This window comes from Pantoea folii (assembly GCF_056678875.1).
In genome coordinates this window covers 16,392-31,294 of the sequence record NZ_JBWXON010000013.1, presented here as the reverse complement: position 1 = coordinate 31,294, position 14,903 = coordinate 16,392, and the positions used below count along the sequence as shown (strand labels likewise).

The 14,903-nt window shown below is 49.7% G+C and carries 13 protein-coding genes and 1 pseudogene; 7 read left to right on the top strand and 7 right to left on the bottom strand.

Annotation, left to right across the window (positions count from 1 at the left end):
- Positions 1-76: 76 nt before the first annotated feature.
- Positions 77-1,168 carry a redox-regulated ATPase YchF gene (gene ychF / locus AC1MDE_RS15605; protein WP_034824290.1) on the top strand — a complete coding sequence of 364 codons (1,092 nt, stop codon included), beginning with the start codon at positions 77-79 and terminating at the stop codon, positions 1,166-1,168.
- Between the two features lie 98 nt (positions 1,169-1,266).
- Positions 1,267-1,407 (top strand): annotated as a pseudogene (locus AC1MDE_RS15600) (Arm DNA-binding domain-containing protein); the annotation flags it as partial.
- 176 nt (positions 1,408-1,583) lie between these two features.
- Here AC1MDE_RS15600 and AC1MDE_RS15595 read toward each other — a convergent pair.
- Positions 1,584-3,050: a DUF2235 domain-containing protein gene (locus tag AC1MDE_RS15595; protein ID WP_479402576.1), complete on the bottom strand. Its 1,467-nt coding sequence runs from the start codon at positions 3,048-3,050 to the stop codon at positions 1,584-1,586.
- Between the two features lie 539 nt (positions 3,051-3,589).
- Here AC1MDE_RS15595 and AC1MDE_RS15590 point away from each other — a divergent pair.
- Positions 3,590-4,726 carry a porin gene (locus AC1MDE_RS15590; protein WP_480344812.1) on the top strand — a complete coding sequence of 379 codons (1,137 nt, stop codon included), beginning with the start codon at positions 3,590-3,592 and terminating at the stop codon, positions 4,724-4,726.
- Between the two features lie 60 nt (positions 4,727-4,786).
- Here AC1MDE_RS15590 and AC1MDE_RS15585 read toward each other — a convergent pair whose 3' ends face one another.
- Positions 4,787-4,909: a hypothetical protein gene (locus AC1MDE_RS15585; protein ID WP_479398809.1), complete on the bottom strand. Its 123-nt coding sequence runs from the start codon at positions 4,907-4,909 to the stop codon at positions 4,787-4,789.
- A 417-nt stretch (positions 4,910-5,326) separates the two neighbouring features.
- Here AC1MDE_RS15585 and AC1MDE_RS15580 point away from each other — a divergent pair, with 417 nt between their 5' ends.
- Together AC1MDE_RS15580 and AC1MDE_RS15575 are read left to right on the top strand one after the other, a co-directional pair.
- The gene (locus AC1MDE_RS15580) at positions 5,327-6,304 is read left to right on the top strand and encodes a DUF1852 domain-containing protein (RefSeq protein ID WP_058960220.1); all 978 of its coding nucleotides are present in this window, start codon (positions 5,327-5,329) and stop codon (positions 6,302-6,304) included.
- 27 nt (positions 6,305-6,331) lie between these two features.
- Complete coding sequence (locus AC1MDE_RS15575; RefSeq protein ID WP_097116825.1) at positions 6,332-7,360, top strand: methionine synthase; 1,029 nt, start codon at positions 6,332-6,334, stop codon at positions 7,358-7,360.
- A gap of 117 nt (positions 7,361-7,477) precedes the next feature.
- Here the strand turns inward: AC1MDE_RS15575 and AC1MDE_RS15570 are convergent, their stop codons facing one another.
- From AC1MDE_RS15570 to AC1MDE_RS15550, 5 genes are all read right to left on the bottom strand, one after another.
- Entirely contained in the window at positions 7,478-8,896 is a 1,419-nt protein-coding gene (locus AC1MDE_RS15570; protein ID WP_480344811.1) for a 6-phospho-beta-glucosidase, read from the bottom strand.
- Positions 8,897-9,097: 201 nt separating this feature from the next.
- The gene (locus tag AC1MDE_RS15565) at positions 9,098-10,531 is read right to left on the bottom strand and encodes a 6-phospho-beta-glucosidase (protein WP_480344810.1); all 1,434 of its coding nucleotides are present in this window, start codon (positions 10,529-10,531) and stop codon (positions 9,098-9,100) included.
- 30 nt (positions 10,532-10,561) lie between these two features.
- Positions 10,562-10,894, bottom strand: a complete 333-nt coding sequence (locus AC1MDE_RS15560; protein ID WP_034825225.1) for a PTS lactose/cellobiose transporter subunit IIA — start codon at positions 10,892-10,894, stop codon at positions 10,562-10,564.
- An 8-nt stretch (positions 10,895-10,902) separates the two neighbouring features.
- The gene (locus AC1MDE_RS15555; protein ID WP_034824306.1) at positions 10,903-12,219 is read right to left on the bottom strand and encodes a PTS sugar transporter subunit IIC; all 1,317 of its coding nucleotides are present in this window, start codon (positions 12,217-12,219) and stop codon (positions 10,903-10,905) included.
- Positions 12,219-12,539 carry a PTS sugar transporter subunit IIB gene (locus AC1MDE_RS15550; RefSeq protein ID WP_058960224.1) on the bottom strand — a complete coding sequence of 107 codons (321 nt, stop codon included), beginning with the start codon at positions 12,537-12,539 and terminating at the stop codon, positions 12,219-12,221. Before AC1MDE_RS15550 ends, AC1MDE_RS15555 begins: the two co-directional genes overlap by 1 nt.
- A 294-nt stretch (positions 12,540-12,833) precedes the next feature.
- Here AC1MDE_RS15550 and AC1MDE_RS15545 point away from each other — a divergent pair, with 294 nt between their 5' ends.
- Positions 12,834-13,856, top strand: a complete 1,023-nt coding sequence (locus tag AC1MDE_RS15545; protein WP_479398817.1) for a LacI family DNA-binding transcriptional regulator — start codon at positions 12,834-12,836, stop codon at positions 13,854-13,856.
- Between the two features lie 51 nt (positions 13,857-13,907).
- Positions 13,908-14,885 (top strand): GlxA family transcriptional regulator, encoded by a 978-nt coding sequence (locus AC1MDE_RS15540; protein WP_479402574.1) that lies wholly within the window; start codon positions 13,908-13,910, stop codon positions 14,883-14,885.
- Positions 14,886-14,903 lie beyond the last annotated feature (18 nt).

Here is a 14,903-nt window from a genome sequence, read left to right as displayed (position 1 = left end):
ATAATGCGCGAAATTTTTTGAATCTGTCGGCGCTGCCAGCCAGTGCCGTACACTCAGTGAGAAAGGTAATCAGACCATGGGATTTAAATGCGGTATTGTGGGCCTGCCGAACGTCGGTAAATCCACTCTGTTCAACGCGCTGACTAAAGCGGGTATCGAAGCAGCCAACTTTCCGTTCTGCACCATCGAGCCAAACACCGGTGTGGTGCCAATGCCCGATCTGCGCCTCGATCAGCTGAGCGAAATCGTTAAGCCACAGCGTGTTGTGCCGACCACCATGGAATTCGTCGATATCGCCGGTCTGGTGAAAGGCGCATCCAAAGGTGAAGGCCTCGGTAACCAGTTCCTGACCAACATCCGTGAAACCGAAGCTATCGGCCACGTGGTGCGTTGCTTCGAGAACGACAATATTATTCACGTTTCCGGCAAAGTGAACCCGGCGGAAGATATTGACGTTATCAACACTGAGCTGGCGCTGTCCGATCTGGATACCTGTGAACGTGCCATTCAGCGTTGTCAGAAGAAAGCCAAAGGCGGCGACAAAGATGCTAAAGCTGAGCTGGCTGCATTAGAGAAGTGCCTGCCGCATCTGTCCGAAGCGGGCATGTTACGCGCGCTGAAACTGGATGCAGACGAGAAAGCGGCCATTCGCTACCTGAGCTTCCTGACCCTGAAGCCAACCATGTACATCGCTAACGTGAACGAGGACGGTTTTGAAAACAACCCGTATCTTGATCAGGTGCGTGCGATTGCAGAAGCCGAAGGTTCAGTGGTGGTGCCGGTATGTGCAGCCGTTGAATCCGACATCGCAGAGCTGGATGACGAAGAGCGTGACGAGTTTATGGCAGAGCTGGGTCTGGAAGAGCCGGGTCTGAACCGCGTGATCCGTGCAGGTTATGCCCTGCTCAACCTGCAAACTTACTTCACCGCTGGCGTGAAAGAAGTACGTGCATGGACCATCCCAGTGGGCGCGACCGCGCCACAGGCTGCCGGTAAAATTCATACCGACTTCGAGAAAGGCTTTATCCGTGCGCAGACCATCGCGTTTGATGACTTTGTCACCTACAAAGGTGAGCAAGGCGCGAAAGAAGCCGGCAAGATGCGCTCAGAAGGTAAAGAGTACATCGTGAAAGATGGCGACGTGATGAACTTCCTGTTCAACGTCTAAATAAAATGTGTTTTCTCATGGGGTCTAACTAGATCTCATGATGTTCACGAAACTCAATTGAATCCACGCATTTGCGTGGATTTTTCATTTCATAGCGTATCAATGATTTCAATGAGTTATACCTCGAAGTCAAACCTAACGGCAAAAAGGCGCGGCATTATCGAATCAAGCTCAATAGCAAATCAAGCATGTTTGCAATGGGTGAATATCCAGCGGTAAAACTCATTGAAGCGCGAGAGTAATTTTAGATCTGAAATACGCCTCATATCTCATCTTACTCTCTGTTTTACTTAGTTTTTATTTACCACTGAACAGGAGCGCGCACCATACCCACTGCACGCCCCACATCTTACTGAGTCACTCGTTCTTTCATCGATGTGAAAATCATCGGTTGCACCGGTACTGTCCTGCTTCCCTACGTTTGCGGCTTACAGTGATCCAGCCTTCCAAAGGTAATCGTTTTTCCTTCGAGTACAGGCAGCATCTCGATTAAACGATTATCCAGCCAGATTGCCAGATAAGCCTGCCGGGGAGTTTTGAGCAACGTATACGAAAGTGTCTGTGAGACTGAGCCTAACGCTGAAAGGATTTCGTTATCCAGATGCAATGACGAGGGCGCCATTGCATCTTTCATTTTGTAGTGCAGTTTCGTTAACCCTTTATTCTCATCAATGAAAACAGTGTCTGCTTCTACTGAATTCGATACATCCTTAACATGAATGCCTGTGCGATCACGTGACAAGACAAAACTGGCGTACACCGTTTCGATCTGTGATGAATCCAGCATCGCGCCCCTGTCGATATTCGCATTGATCATCTGCTGTAACCGGTTCAGATTGTCACGACGCTGTTGACTACTCTGCGGTTTGACTTCCGCTACCATCTGCTGGCGAGAAACTTTCTGCACCCGGTCAGGATCTGGCGCACCGAATAATATATCGAGCAAACCGCGGGAATCATGTTTGCCATTCGTTAATGGATCAAACGTTGAATTCCAGCAATTCCCAGGCATCAGCCCCATCATATAAAGGAACTTCTCGGTCAGTACGATATAGAGATCGCCAATACCCTCAGAATAAGCAGCACCAATATCAGAATGCGCGCCGGGCAGATGGATAATATTAAGTCGTTGAGGAAATCCTGCCTGCAACTCTGTGGTACTGAGCTGTTCGGGTTCAGGAACAACTTCCACCGTAGGAGTAAAGAGCAGATTACGCTCTTCATCTGCCGCCACAAAATGGACAAGATAATCGAGCGAAACCGGGATACTCAAGTCCAGACGATTTCTTTGGCCCGTGGCCACCGTGTCATAAAAAATGGCATAGAAATGCGGTGATACCACTGACTGCGGCAATTTATTATGCCACTCGTTCGTCACCTGATTCATAAACTGGCGTGCTGTCGCAGCCCCACGGCTAAAGCCAGTCACAAAAATGCGTACGACAGCGTGGGGATCGTCCGTTTTCCACTTTTCAGCCTGCCTGAAGAAGTCTTCTGCTGCCTGGTTTGCGACATGTATTCCACTATTGCCCGTGGCGGCATCACGCCGACTAATTTCTTTATCCTGCATCCCTGCCCCAGGATAATAGACGGCGTTGACAGTATCAGCGATTCTCGCCACCAGTGTTTTCCGCTCATTCAGGGGAACTCTCTGGCGATCATTCATTGTTCCATCAAAGGCAACTTTGTAGAGATAGACCGTTTCCCCTGGTTCTGCTGCCGTCAATAGTGGTGCATTATTCGCGAATGCAGAGGCCTTTTGTATTTCTTTGCGGTCCAACGGGCGTACAGCAATAGGTGTACTACCTGAAAAAAAGCTACTGCAACTTGTTATGCTAAACATAGCGATGAGGCTAATAATAACTGAGCGTAAACACTTCATGTTCTTCCTTGATGAGTTTGAGAAAGAATCAGATATATCCCTTTTTATATCCCCCCGCATTAAAATTACAATTCAATTCATTAATCGACCGATACATCTATAACGTTCTTTTCCATCCTGCCATCATGATAATTTTTTGTCTGCCCTAAGTTAAATTCCAGCCACCTTCACTCCATTTAGTTAACATTTCTCAACCAAAATCTGACCTATTCTTATCCAGAAAGCACCCAGACATTGCTCCGATGGACAGGAGAAAATGACAGCCTGACTCAAGGAGTATTATGATATCGAGCCTAAATCTTCCTTTCGCATAAATTGGCAATTTAGATCAATAAAACAACCATGCTGTATATAATTCACCCTGATATAGTTCGATAGCTCATCATTTACGCATATATTCTCTTCAGGTTAGCCCTGTTAGTGAGAACTAATCTTATCAATGCCAATTGATATAAGAATTTTATATATTCAATACATTTCAATCATGATAAAAATTCAGCCCGCTTTTCTAAGCGTTATCATAATAAGAAACGGATACTATGAAAAAACTCACCACATCACTATGTCTCACCACAGCCACGTTGCTGGCCGTAGCCAATTCAGCGCACGCTGAAATAACCATCCTTGAGAAGAATAAGGACAGCAATGCACTGTTAGCGCCGCTGAGTCTGCAATTTGGCGGCAGTATTCGTCCTGAATTCATTTTTAATAATGGTCCGGAGCCGGGTTATTATAAGAATGGTCATGACGGTGGCACCCGTTTCCGCTTTAGTGGCGATTACGCACTCAGCCAGCATACATCGGTCATTGCCATGTATGAAATGGGTGTCGATCTGGCTAAAGCTGTTGGATGGGATAGCCATTATCCTGAAGGTAAGCAGCGTGATACGCAGAGGAAGCTGTACGCGGGCATTAAAGATGACCGTTACGGTACCGTGACTTACGGTCATCAGTACGGCATTTATTACGAAGTTGTGGGTATGAAAAGTGACGTATGGGACAACGATGGTCACGCAAGTGGTACCGGTATTGGTATCAATGGCAACTACGACGGCGCAAATCGAGCCAAGAATAGCATCAAGTATAAAAATACTTTTGGTGATCTGACGGTTTATGCCAATTACCTGTTGCCAGAGGATAACCTGAGTGCCGGGGATGGCCTTTTATATCGTCGTAATAGCGGCCAGGGTTTAGGCTTCGATTATAATCTGACTAAATCGCTGACCCTGAGTACAGCTTACATCATCACGAATGCCACCATGCGTGATAATGATTATAAAGAGAAGAAATATCATCAGCAGCTGTCTGGTACTGCGCTGACGTGGCAACCAGGAAACTGGTATATTGTGGGAACCGCAAGTTACTACAAAGACTTTGTGCCAAGCACGCGTTATTCAATCGTCAATCATTATTTCGCCGGTAGCGGATACGGTCTGGAAAGTTTCGTCGGTTATACCTTCAATTTCGATGCTCCGTGGTTCAAATCGGTGCAGCCTTATATTGCCGCCGACTCATTGCGCTTCAAAGGTGATGAAGAGTATCACGCTAACCACACGTATTTAGGTGTGGCCAATAACTTCGGCCACGGCTTATCCTTGTATGTAGAACGCACCCTTGCCAGCACTTCAGATAATGAAGCAGACGCAACTTGGATTACGCTATTCTACGACTTCTGATAACGGCGCTGTCGCTAACTGAATAATAATGGAGCATCATCACGATGCTCCATTTTTTTATCAGGCCAGCACCGATCGGGCAGCGTCCAGCACATATCCCCCGCACGCCACGTTAGCCAGCTGCTCAACCGGCTGATGCATCGGCCCGTCTTCGCCCAGACCGATGGTGCAAAACATAACCATTTAACATCCAATCTTCAAGTCGATGATTTGACCCTGTTGAATTAAATTCAGCCAAAAAAATCCACGCCTGGCGTGGATTTTTTATTTCCCATTAGGTAAATTCTTCCGCGTCGCCTCCGGGCGTGCTGACCATCACATCGCTTTAATCTCTGGTCTAACAAACATTCAACGCTCGCTTTTCCGCAAAAAATCCCCCTTCTGACCACCCTGCTTCAGAGTGTGAACCCGATCATGAAATTGGCTCATGCAGGTTTGAAGTTTAATCACTTTCAATCACTGAGTGACTCTGGCATAAAATTCGCATTGTTATTGACTTAAGACAATGTGAAATCTACCGCAGGTGATAGGCCGCAGTATCAGGTCTACCCGCCTAAAGCCGGAAAGGTTTTGCAGCTGAAATCAGGATACCCGAGCATCATGAGCAACGATTTTGCATTTTCAATTAAGAGCAGCGTTTTCGATGAGAACTACAATCCATCTGAAAATACGCGCATCACCACGAACTTTGCTAACCTGGCACGTGGAACCCATCGCCAGCAGAATTTGCGCAATGCCTTAATGATGATGAACAACCGTTTCAACTCTCTGGCGCACGCGGACAACCCAAAAGGCGATCGTTATGCCGTTGAGCTGGAAATCATTTCTGCGGAAATTGATATTGAAGGCAATGGCAAAACCTTCCCGGTGATCGAAATCCTGAAAACCAATATTGTTGATCGCAAAACTCAGCAGCGTACCGATGGCATCGTAGGCAATAACTTCTCGTCCTACGTGCGTGATTACGATTTTAGCGTGCGTCTGCTGGCGGCCAATAACAATAACTCCGGTTTCAGCCTGCCGGAAGGTTTCGGTGATCTGCACGGCAATATCTTTAAAAGTTTCGTCAACTCGGCGGCTTATCAGGAGCGCTTTAATAAAAAGCCAGTAATCTGCCTGAGCGTATCGAGCAAGAACACCTATCATCGCACTGACTATCAGCATCCGGTATTGGGCTTTGAATATCAGCAAGATGAGCTGTCTCTCACCGACCATTACTTCGGCAAAATGGGATTGCAGGCGCGCTACTTCATGCCCGAAAACAGCGTCGCGCCATTAGCTTTCTATTTCACCGGTGACTTGCTGAATGATTACACGGATCTGGAACTGATCGGCACCATCAGCACCATGGAGACGTTCCAGAAGATTTACCGCCCGGAAATTTACAATGCCAACTCTGCCGCAGGCCAGTGCTATCAGCCAAGCCTGACACATGGCGACCATTCATTAACGCGCATTGTTTACGATCGAGAAGAACGCAGCCGGTTGGCTATTGAGCAGGGGAAGTATACGGAAGAGCACTTCATCAAACCCTATCAAGACATTCTTGAGCAGTGGTCTGCACATTACGTTCTTTGATTAAGCCAAAATAAAAGGTTATTGATTATGAAATTGTTATTGCCTACTTCAACGGCAGGAAGCTTACCGAAACCGGCCTGGCTTGCTCAACCTGAAACGCTGTGGTCGCCATGGAAATTGCAGGGTGATGAATTAGCTGAAGGCAAAAGAGATGCCCTGCTGTTATCCCTGCAGGATCAGCAATTAGCGGGTATTGATATCGTCAGTGATGGCGAGCAAACGCGCCAGCACTTCGTCACCACCTTTATTGAGCATCTCAGCGGCGTTGATTTTGAAAAACGTGAGATTGTGAAAATTCGCAATCGCTATGACGCCAGCGTGCCGAGCGTGATCGGTGAAGTAGTGCGTAAAAAGCCGGTGTTTGTTGAAGATGCTAAATTCCTGCGCCAGCAAACCAAACAACAGATTAAGTGGGCTCTGCCAGGCCCAATGACCATGATCGATACGCTTTATGATGGTCACTACAAAAGCCGTGAAAAACTCGCCTGGGAATTTGCCAAAATTCTTAACCAGGAAGCCAAAGAGTTAGAAGCAGCCGGTGTTGATATTATTCAGTTTGATGAACCCGCATTTAACGTGTTCTTCGATGAAGTAAACGACTGGGGCATTGCCGCACTGGAAAGAGCCGTTGAAGGTCTGAAGTGCGAAACCGCCGTGCACATTTGCTATGGCTACGGCATTAAAGCGAATACCGACTGGAAAAAGACCCTCGGCACTGAGTGGCGTCAGTACGAAGAAGTGTTCCCTAAACTGCAAAAGTCTTCTATCGATATCATTTCACTGGAAGCGCAGAATTCGCGCGTGCCAATGGATCTGATTGAGCTGATCCGTGGCAAAAAAGTGATGGTCGGTGCCATTGATGTGGCGACCAACACTATTGAAACTGCGGAAGAAGTGGCTGATACCTTGCGTAAAGCACTGCAGTTTGTCGACGCCGATAAGCTTTATCCTTCTACTAACTGCGGTATGACGCCACTGTCGCGCCGTGTTGCCAGAGGTAAGCTGGAAGCCTTGAGCGCAGGTGCTGCTATCGTACGTAACGAACTCACCGCGTAATGCTGATCCACTCACCGCCCAACAAGACGGTGAGTGCTTTTCCCGGTGCCCAGCGATGTTCAAACGGGCACCGTCTTCAGTCTCCTTCCTGCCTCATTCGATCCTGATAAAACCTCATCACGCCCTATGCGCGTGCGCTTGCCTGTCGGCCAGTAACTGATCGACGAAGGTAACGATCTCCGGTTTGGTCTGCTCAATCTCCGCAATTTTGCTGGCGAACTTCGGCAAATAGGCTTTATGGGCATACAACAATTGATCCAGCACTTTGATCGCCGTGTCGCCCGCCGGAATCAGCGGATTAATGGTGAAAGCGTGTAATGCCGCACCGTAATCTCCAGTAACGGCGGCTTCAATCACTGTTTCCTCCATGGCTTTCATTAACTGAATCATGCCGCGCGCCGCAGGCGGTAACGCTCCCCAACGCAGCGGTTCTGCGCCATGAGAAGTGATGGCGGCAGTGACCTCCACCACGCAATCAAACGGTAAATCGGCAATCGCGCCATTATTGCGCGTTGAGACCACCATTAATTTTCCGCTGTTATTTTGAATCGATGCAATGAGATCGCAAGCCGCATCGCTGTAATGCGCCCCGCCCCGCTGACTCAACTCTTCAGGCTTGTAATTAAGGTTCACGTCTTTATATAACTCGAACAACCGCGCTTCGGTTTTCTTCACCACTTCAGCGCGGGTTTCATAGTGATCGAACTCTTCGATGGCATGAGCGAGCATCGGTTCCTGCAAATAGTAATAGCGATGGTAACCGCAGGGCAGCAGGCCAAGATGTTTTACCTGATCGTAGTTAAAAGGAATCTGATGAATATTTTTCAGCCCTTCATCGCTTTTTTCCTGCTGGTCTGGGGAATAGATTTTATCAATCAGTTCTGCGGTGCGTTCATTGCCCTGCTGATCCCATACGCGATGCCAGTGGAAATGGTTAAGCCCGGCAAATTTGAAATAGAGATCGTTCTCTTCCGCACCGAGCACGCTGCAAGCCTGAGTGATATGGCCGAACGGCACATTGCACAGGCCAACGGTTTTTTCCCACTTGCCATATTTAATCGCCGCTTCGGTGACCATACCTGCCGGATTAGTGAAATCCACCAGCCAGGCGTTTGGGCACAATTGACGCATATCCTCGATAATATCGAGAATCACCGGCACCGTGCGAAACGCTTTAAATATCCCGCCCGGGCCGTTAGTTTCCTGGCCCAGTAAACCATTGGCTAATGGAATCACTTCGTCTTTTAAGCGTGCATCCAGCAACCCCACGCGGAACTGGGTGGTCACGTAATCCGCATCCTTTAACGCTTCCTTGCGCTCGAGAGAAAGATGCACCTGCCAGTCGAGTTTGGCAGCCGCGATCATGCGTTTTGCCATACTGCCAACGATTTCCATCTTCTCTGCGCCGTCCTCAATATCGACCAGCCACAACTCGGCAATCGGTAACTGCTCCTGACGCAGGATAAGTCCTTCAATCAACTCAGGCGTATAGCTGGAACCCCCACCGATAGTGACAATTTTGATCTTATTTGGCATAGGATATAACTCCGTTTGGTTGCAATCAGGTGAGCAGAAGCGCCGTTTCAGGCAGCATCAGGCCTCACCGCATGGATGATATTTTTCCTGGTTCGGGTTCATGTTATTTATTCAGCCTGCCTGCGCAGGCTGGAAAGGATATTCACTGCCGAAGAGATGACAACTCTGATTTAACCGGGCTACCTGCCCGGGCAATGCGAATTAAAGCGCTTCACCTTGCGAGGCGATGACCTGTTTATACCAGGCAAAACTCTTTTTCTTCGAGCGCGAAAAATCGCCGGTTTGATCGTCATTACGGTTTACGTAAATAAAGCCGTAGCGTTTGCTGTATTGGCCGGTGCCAAAAGAGACACAGTCCAGACAGCCCCAGGGCGTGAAGCCCATTAAATCCACGCCATCTTCCAGTACGGCTTTTTTCATTTGCTCGATGTGTTCACGCAGGTAGGCAATACGATAGTCATCATTGACCTCGCCGTTGGCCTCACGTTGATCGACGGCGCCAAAACCATTTTCCACAATAAACAGCGGCTTCTGGTAACGCTCATACAGCGCATTTAGCGTGTAGCGCAGGCCGACGGGATCAATCTGCCATCCCCAATCTGACGCCTGAACGTGAGGGTTTTTACGGCTGCCGGGGAAAGCTTCAAGTGCGCTGTCCATGCGCGTTGCACTGGCATACTCCACGGCGTTACTCATGTAATAGCTAAAGCCGAGATAGTCGGTGCAGCCTTCTCGCAGCGTTTGTGCATCTTCCGGCGCCATCTCAATGTGGAATCCGCGCAGTTCCCACTCTTTCAAAATGTACGAAGGATAGGCACCGCGCATGTGCACATCGCCAAACAGATAGCGTTCCTGCATCGACTTTTGCGCGTACATTACGTCATCAGGATGGCATGACCACGGATACAGCGGCACCATCGCCAGCATGCAACCGATCTTGAATTCAGGATTGATTTGATGCCCCAACTTCACCACTCTGGCACTGGCCACAAACTGATGATGCAGCACCTGATACATCACCTCTTCCGGCTTCTCATGATCGGTGAAAATCACGCCTGAGTTGCTGTAGCCGAACAGTGGTCGGCGCCAGTTACGCTGGTTGTTGATCTCGTTAAAGGTCATCCAGTATTTCACTTTGCCTTTGTAGCGCTTCATCACCACTTCGCTATAGCGCACAAAGAGATCGATCAATTCACGATTCAGCCAGCCGCCATATTGCTGCACCAGATGCAATGGCATCTCGAAGTGCGACAGCGTAATCACCGGTTCGATGCCATATTTGAGCAGCTCATCAAACATGTCGTCGTAGAACTGCAGGCCCGCTTCGTTAGGTTGTTGCTCATCGCCTTTCGGGAAGATGCGTGTCCAGGCAATCGAGGTACGAAAACATTTAAAACCCATCTCGGCAAACAACGCGATATCATCTTTGTAATGATGATAAAAATCGGTGGCCTGATGATTGGGGTAGTGTTTCCCCTCGACAATGCCATCGGTAATTTCACGTTCAACGCCATGCGCTCCGCCCGTCAACACATCGACGATGCTCGGCCCTTTACCGCCTTCGTTCCATCCACCTTCAACCTGATGCGCGGCAACGGCGCCGCCCCATAAAAAATCAGCCGGTAACTGAGACATAATCCATCCTTTCATGTGATTAACTGCGTCTTACTGCAAGTGGGTTTTCGATAACTCCTGCACCTGACGATGCAGATAGATCAGCTCTTCAACTAAATCGCGGCACAACATGGCGTTCATCAGATGATCCTGCGCATGCACCATAATCAGGTTGACCGGAATTTTGCCGCAGCCTTCATCCGCACCGATCAACGCGGTTTGAATTTTGTGGGCTTCGCGCGCAGCATTTCGTGCACTTGCCAGCAACGCATCGGCTTCCTGCCAGTTGTGTTTTCGGGCCGCTTGCAGTGCCTGCATCGATGATGAACGGGCTTCCCCGGCATGAATAATCAGCTCCATCACCGTGCTTTCCATTTCCTGCATCTCTTGCATTACTTCATCTCCTCAGCCAGTTGTTCCTGCGCCATCTCTTCTTCCTGCGCAAGCAGTTGGCGTTCATACATTTTGAAGAACGGGTAATAAATCAGCGTGGACAAACAAATCAGGAACGCGACTAACACCACTGCGCGCCAGTCCCAGCCGGTTGACCAGGCGGCACCAATCGGTCCCGGCGTGGTCCAGGGTGCCAGCGAAATGACGTGGTTGATCAGGTTGGTGCGGGTGGCGGTCCAGGCGATAACCGCGTTGATCAACGGCGTGGTGATAAAGGGAATAAACAGCAGCGGATTCATCACCACCGGCGAACCGAAAATAATCGGCTCATTGATGTTAAACATACCGGGTACAAAGCCTAGGCGGCCGATGGCGCGCAGATGCGCGGAGCGGCTGCGCAGATAGAGAATCACCAGGCCCATGGTGGCACCCGATCCGCCTACGGTGATGAAGAATTGCCAGAATGGCTCGATAAAGATTTTAGGGATCTCTTGCCCGGCATTTAACGCTTCCTGGTTCAGTCCCAGATTACTCAGCCAGAATGCCTGCAGGATGCCGCCGACAATCGCCGCGCCGTGAATGCCGGCGAACCACAGCAAATGACATAGCAATACGGCGATGAGCACCGCAGGCAGTGAATCGGCTGCTGAGATAATTGGCGCAAACACTGACATGATGGCCTGAGGAATCAACAGACCAAAGTGGCTCTCCATAAACAGGTTCAGCGGGTAGAGCGTCAGGAAAATCACCATGATGGGGATCAGCAGGTCAAAGGACTGACGAATTTTCGGCGGCACCTGTTCCGGCAGTTTGAAACCAATGTTGTACTTCACCAGCCAGTGCATCACTTCCGTGCAGTACAGGCTGATCAGAATGGCGGTGAATATCCCTTCCCCACCCAGCGAAGCGACGGACAATGCGCCGTTCTTTTCCGGTGCAGCCACCACCAAAAAAGTCATCAGCGACAGCAGCGCCGCCATCAGGCCATTCAGTTTGTAGCTTTGCGCCAGGTTATAGGCAATCGCGCCGGTGATGAACACCGCCATGATGCCCATCGTCATGTTGTAGGGCATCATCAGCTGGTCGTTGTACTGCTTCACCATACCCAGCCACCACTGGGCGAAGCCCCATTGGCTGTCCTGACTGAAAGGAGGATGTGAGAACAGCAGCATAAATGAGCCGACAATCAGGAACGGCATCGAGGCAATAAATCCGTCCTTGATCGCCACCACATGCCGTTGCGAGGAGAGTCGCGCAGCAATCGGGCTGATGCGGTTTTCAATCACACCAAATAAGGAGTCAGCCAGTGTACTCATCATGCCCCCTTATTAGCATCAATCAGGGCGAGCGCCGACTTCAGGATCTTTTCGCCATTTAACATGCCGTAATCCATGGTATTAATGACGGTAACCGGTTTGTGATACTCCTGTGCCTGACGTTCGAAATCTGCCAGCTTATATTTGATCTGCGGGCCTAGCAGACAACAGTCATACTCGGCGATTTTTTCACTGAACTCTTCCATGCCAACGGCATCAATTGTGGCTTCTAAACCCAGCTGCGTAGCGGCTTTCTGCATTCTTTGTACGACCATGCTGGTTGACATACCTGCGGAACAACACAATAGAATTTTCACCATGACACCCTCCGTTTTTTTTAAATAATTACGCGCCGAGAATCGTTTCTGCAACCGGTTACAGATTCAATTTGTTCTTTTTGTGATCCATAACTCAAACCGTTAAACCTTATTTAAAGAGTGAAAAGATGATTAATCTGAGACCGGTTTCATATTATTTTTATGTTAGCCTTTTAAATATGTGATGAAATCAGATGATAATGAGAAAAAACGTTATCGGTTAGAAGAGCCTCACTCTGCGGTTTTCAGATTGAGCTTTTGCGCTACAATGCGCGAGAACGCTGAGAAGGAAGATAAATGACGACAATGCTTGATGTCGCAAAACGCGCAGGTGTGTCAAAAGCCACGGTGTCACGGGTGCTGGCTGGCCATGCTTATGTGTCTAAAACGGTGCGGGATCGGGTGATGCTGGCCATAGATGAGATGGATTACCGTCCTAATCTGCTGGCACGAAGTCTTGCGACCAACCGTTCGCACAGTATTGGTCTGATGGTGCCCAACACGCTTTACAATGGTCCCTTTTTTACCGAGCTACTATTCCAGGCCGCGACCATGACGGAAAAACTCGGTTCACAACTGGTGCTGGGCGATGGTAAACACAATGCGCAGCAAGAGCGCGAGGCCATAAACTTTTTAATCGATAGCTTTTGCGATGCCGTGATTATCTATCCGCGCTATTTAAGCGTGGAAGATATTGATGCCCTTATTCCTGGTATGAGTAAGCCGTTAATCGTGTTAAATCGCCGTTTGAAGCAGCATCCGCAATATTCGGTGTGTGCTGACCACGAAAATGACACCCTCAACGCTGTGAATCATTTGATTGCTCAGGGCCACCGCGAGATCGCTTTTATCAAAGGGATGGGTAGCTCTCACACCGGATTAAGTCGCCTGAAAGGCTATATTTCATCGTTGATGGAAAATGGCATTGAATACGATGAAAACCTGATGCTGGATGGCTGCTGGACCAGCGCCAGTGGGCAGCTGGCGGTTGAAGCACTGTTACGTCGTAAAGTCACATTTTCCGCGATTGTCGCCAGCAATGATGATATGGCGATTGGCGCCGCCTGCGCCTTGCACAACGCGGGTTTGCGCATCCCGCATGACGTCTCCTTGCTGGGCTTTGATGATATCCCGGTTGCGCCCTATCTCCTGCCGGCGTTAACCACGGTGCATGTTCCGGTTGCTGAGATGGTGTCGAGCGCATTAACGCAACTGTCTAAAATGCTGGATGGCGAAAGCGTGACGGCGCAGCCACTGATGCCGGGCCGACTGGTGCTGCGCAATTCGATCACTCAGGGACCGTATTACCAGCAAAAATAATGCTGCCGTGCCATAATCTGGCTTAATTTGCCACGATGAGCATTTTACGCCATGAAGCATTTCCTCGTTATTGTTCCCGATGGCGGCATGCTGTTTGAAGCCGCCGGTATTGCCGACATCCTAATGCACGCCAACCTGCACCTGCCGGTCGGCGTTGATCAGCCACGTTATCGTGTCAGTATCGCCACCACGCAGTCACATCAGGTGATTCATGGTCAGTCGGGCCTCAACCTGCTGGCTGACCTGAAGCTGGCCGAATTAGATCCCCGTGCCGCCTGGGACACCATCATGATTACCGGACGCGGTGACAGCGTTGAAGAAGGCAATATGGTGGTGGATTTCATCAGGCTGGCGGCTCCTCAGGCTCGGCGTGTGGTGTCTATTTGTGGTGGCGCGATGCTGCTCGCCGAAGCCGGTTTGCTCGACGGACGCCGCGCCACGTCACACTGGCGCCTGCTGGAAACCCTGCAAACCCGCTTCCCCCGTGTCCAGGTGGAAGGGGGTCCGCTGTATATTCAGGATGGTCCTATCTGGACGTCCGGCGGCGTCAGTTCCGGCTTTGATCTCACGCTGGCGCTGGTTGAAGAGGATTTTGGTTTCAGCGTAGCACGCGATATCGCTCAGGATATGGTGATGTATTTGCGTCGCCCCGGCGGACAGATGCAGTTCAGCCGCTACCAGCTACAACAAACCAGCACCGGCCCGATCCACGATCTGCAAAGCTGGATACGCGCCAACCTGGCGAAAGATCTGTCGGTTGAGAAATTGGCCGAACGTGTCGCCATGAGTCCACGCAATTTCACCCGCGTATTCACCCGTGAAACCGGTGCGTCACCGGCGCGCTATGTCGCAGAAGCGCGACTGGCCGCCGCACGAGAACAGCTGGAGCAGAGTCGCGCGACGCTGGAAAGTATCGCCCTTGACACCGGATTTGGCAGCAGCATCAATTTGCGCCGCAGTTTTGAGCGCCAGCTGCATCTCACTCCGGGTGAATATCGCCAACGCTTTCACTGCCGTAAAATGGCGTAAAGTGATCCTTTTTTGTCG

What these genes read in the sequence shown, in the direction of transcription:
- ychF (WP_034824290.1), top strand. Translation starts at nt 77, where the DNA reads ATGGGATTTAAATGCGGTATTGTGGGCCTGCCGAACGTCGGTAAATCC.
- AC1MDE_RS15595 (WP_479402576.1), bottom strand. Translation starts at nt 3,050, where the DNA reads ATGAAGTGTTTACGCTCAGTTATTATTAGCCTCATCGCTATGTTTAGC.
- AC1MDE_RS15590 (WP_480344812.1), top strand. Translation starts at nt 3,590, where the DNA reads ATGAAAAAACTCACCACATCACTATGTCTCACCACAGCCACGTTGCTG.
- AC1MDE_RS15585 (WP_479398809.1), bottom strand. Translation starts at nt 4,909, where the DNA reads ATGGTTATGTTTTGCACCATCGGTCTGGGCGAAGACGGGCCGATGCAT.
- AC1MDE_RS15580 (WP_058960220.1), top strand. Translation starts at nt 5,327, where the DNA reads ATGAGCAACGATTTTGCATTTTCAATTAAGAGCAGCGTTTTCGATGAG.
- AC1MDE_RS15575 (WP_097116825.1), top strand. Translation starts at nt 6,332, where the DNA reads ATGAAATTGTTATTGCCTACTTCAACGGCAGGAAGCTTACCGAAACCG.
- AC1MDE_RS15570 (WP_480344811.1), bottom strand. Translation starts at nt 8,896, where the DNA reads ATGCCAAATAAGATCAAAATTGTCACTATCGGTGGGGGTTCCAGCTAT.
- AC1MDE_RS15565 (WP_480344810.1), bottom strand. Translation starts at nt 10,531, where the DNA reads ATGTCTCAGTTACCGGCTGATTTTTTATGGGGCGGCGCCGTTGCCGCG.
- AC1MDE_RS15560 (WP_034825225.1), bottom strand. Translation starts at nt 10,894, where the DNA reads ATGCAGGAAATGGAAAGCACGGTGATGGAGCTGATTATTCATGCCGGG.
- AC1MDE_RS15555 (WP_034824306.1), bottom strand. Translation starts at nt 12,219, where the DNA reads ATGAGTACACTGGCTGACTCCTTATTTGGTGTGATTGAAAACCGCATC.
- AC1MDE_RS15550 (WP_058960224.1), bottom strand. Translation starts at nt 12,539, where the DNA reads ATGGTGAAAATTCTATTGTGTTGTTCCGCAGGTATGTCAACCAGCATG.
- AC1MDE_RS15545 (WP_479398817.1), top strand. Translation starts at nt 12,834, where the DNA reads ATGACGACAATGCTTGATGTCGCAAAACGCGCAGGTGTGTCAAAAGCC.
- AC1MDE_RS15540 (WP_479402574.1), top strand. Translation starts at nt 13,908, where the DNA reads ATGAAGCATTTCCTCGTTATTGTTCCCGATGGCGGCATGCTGTTTGAA.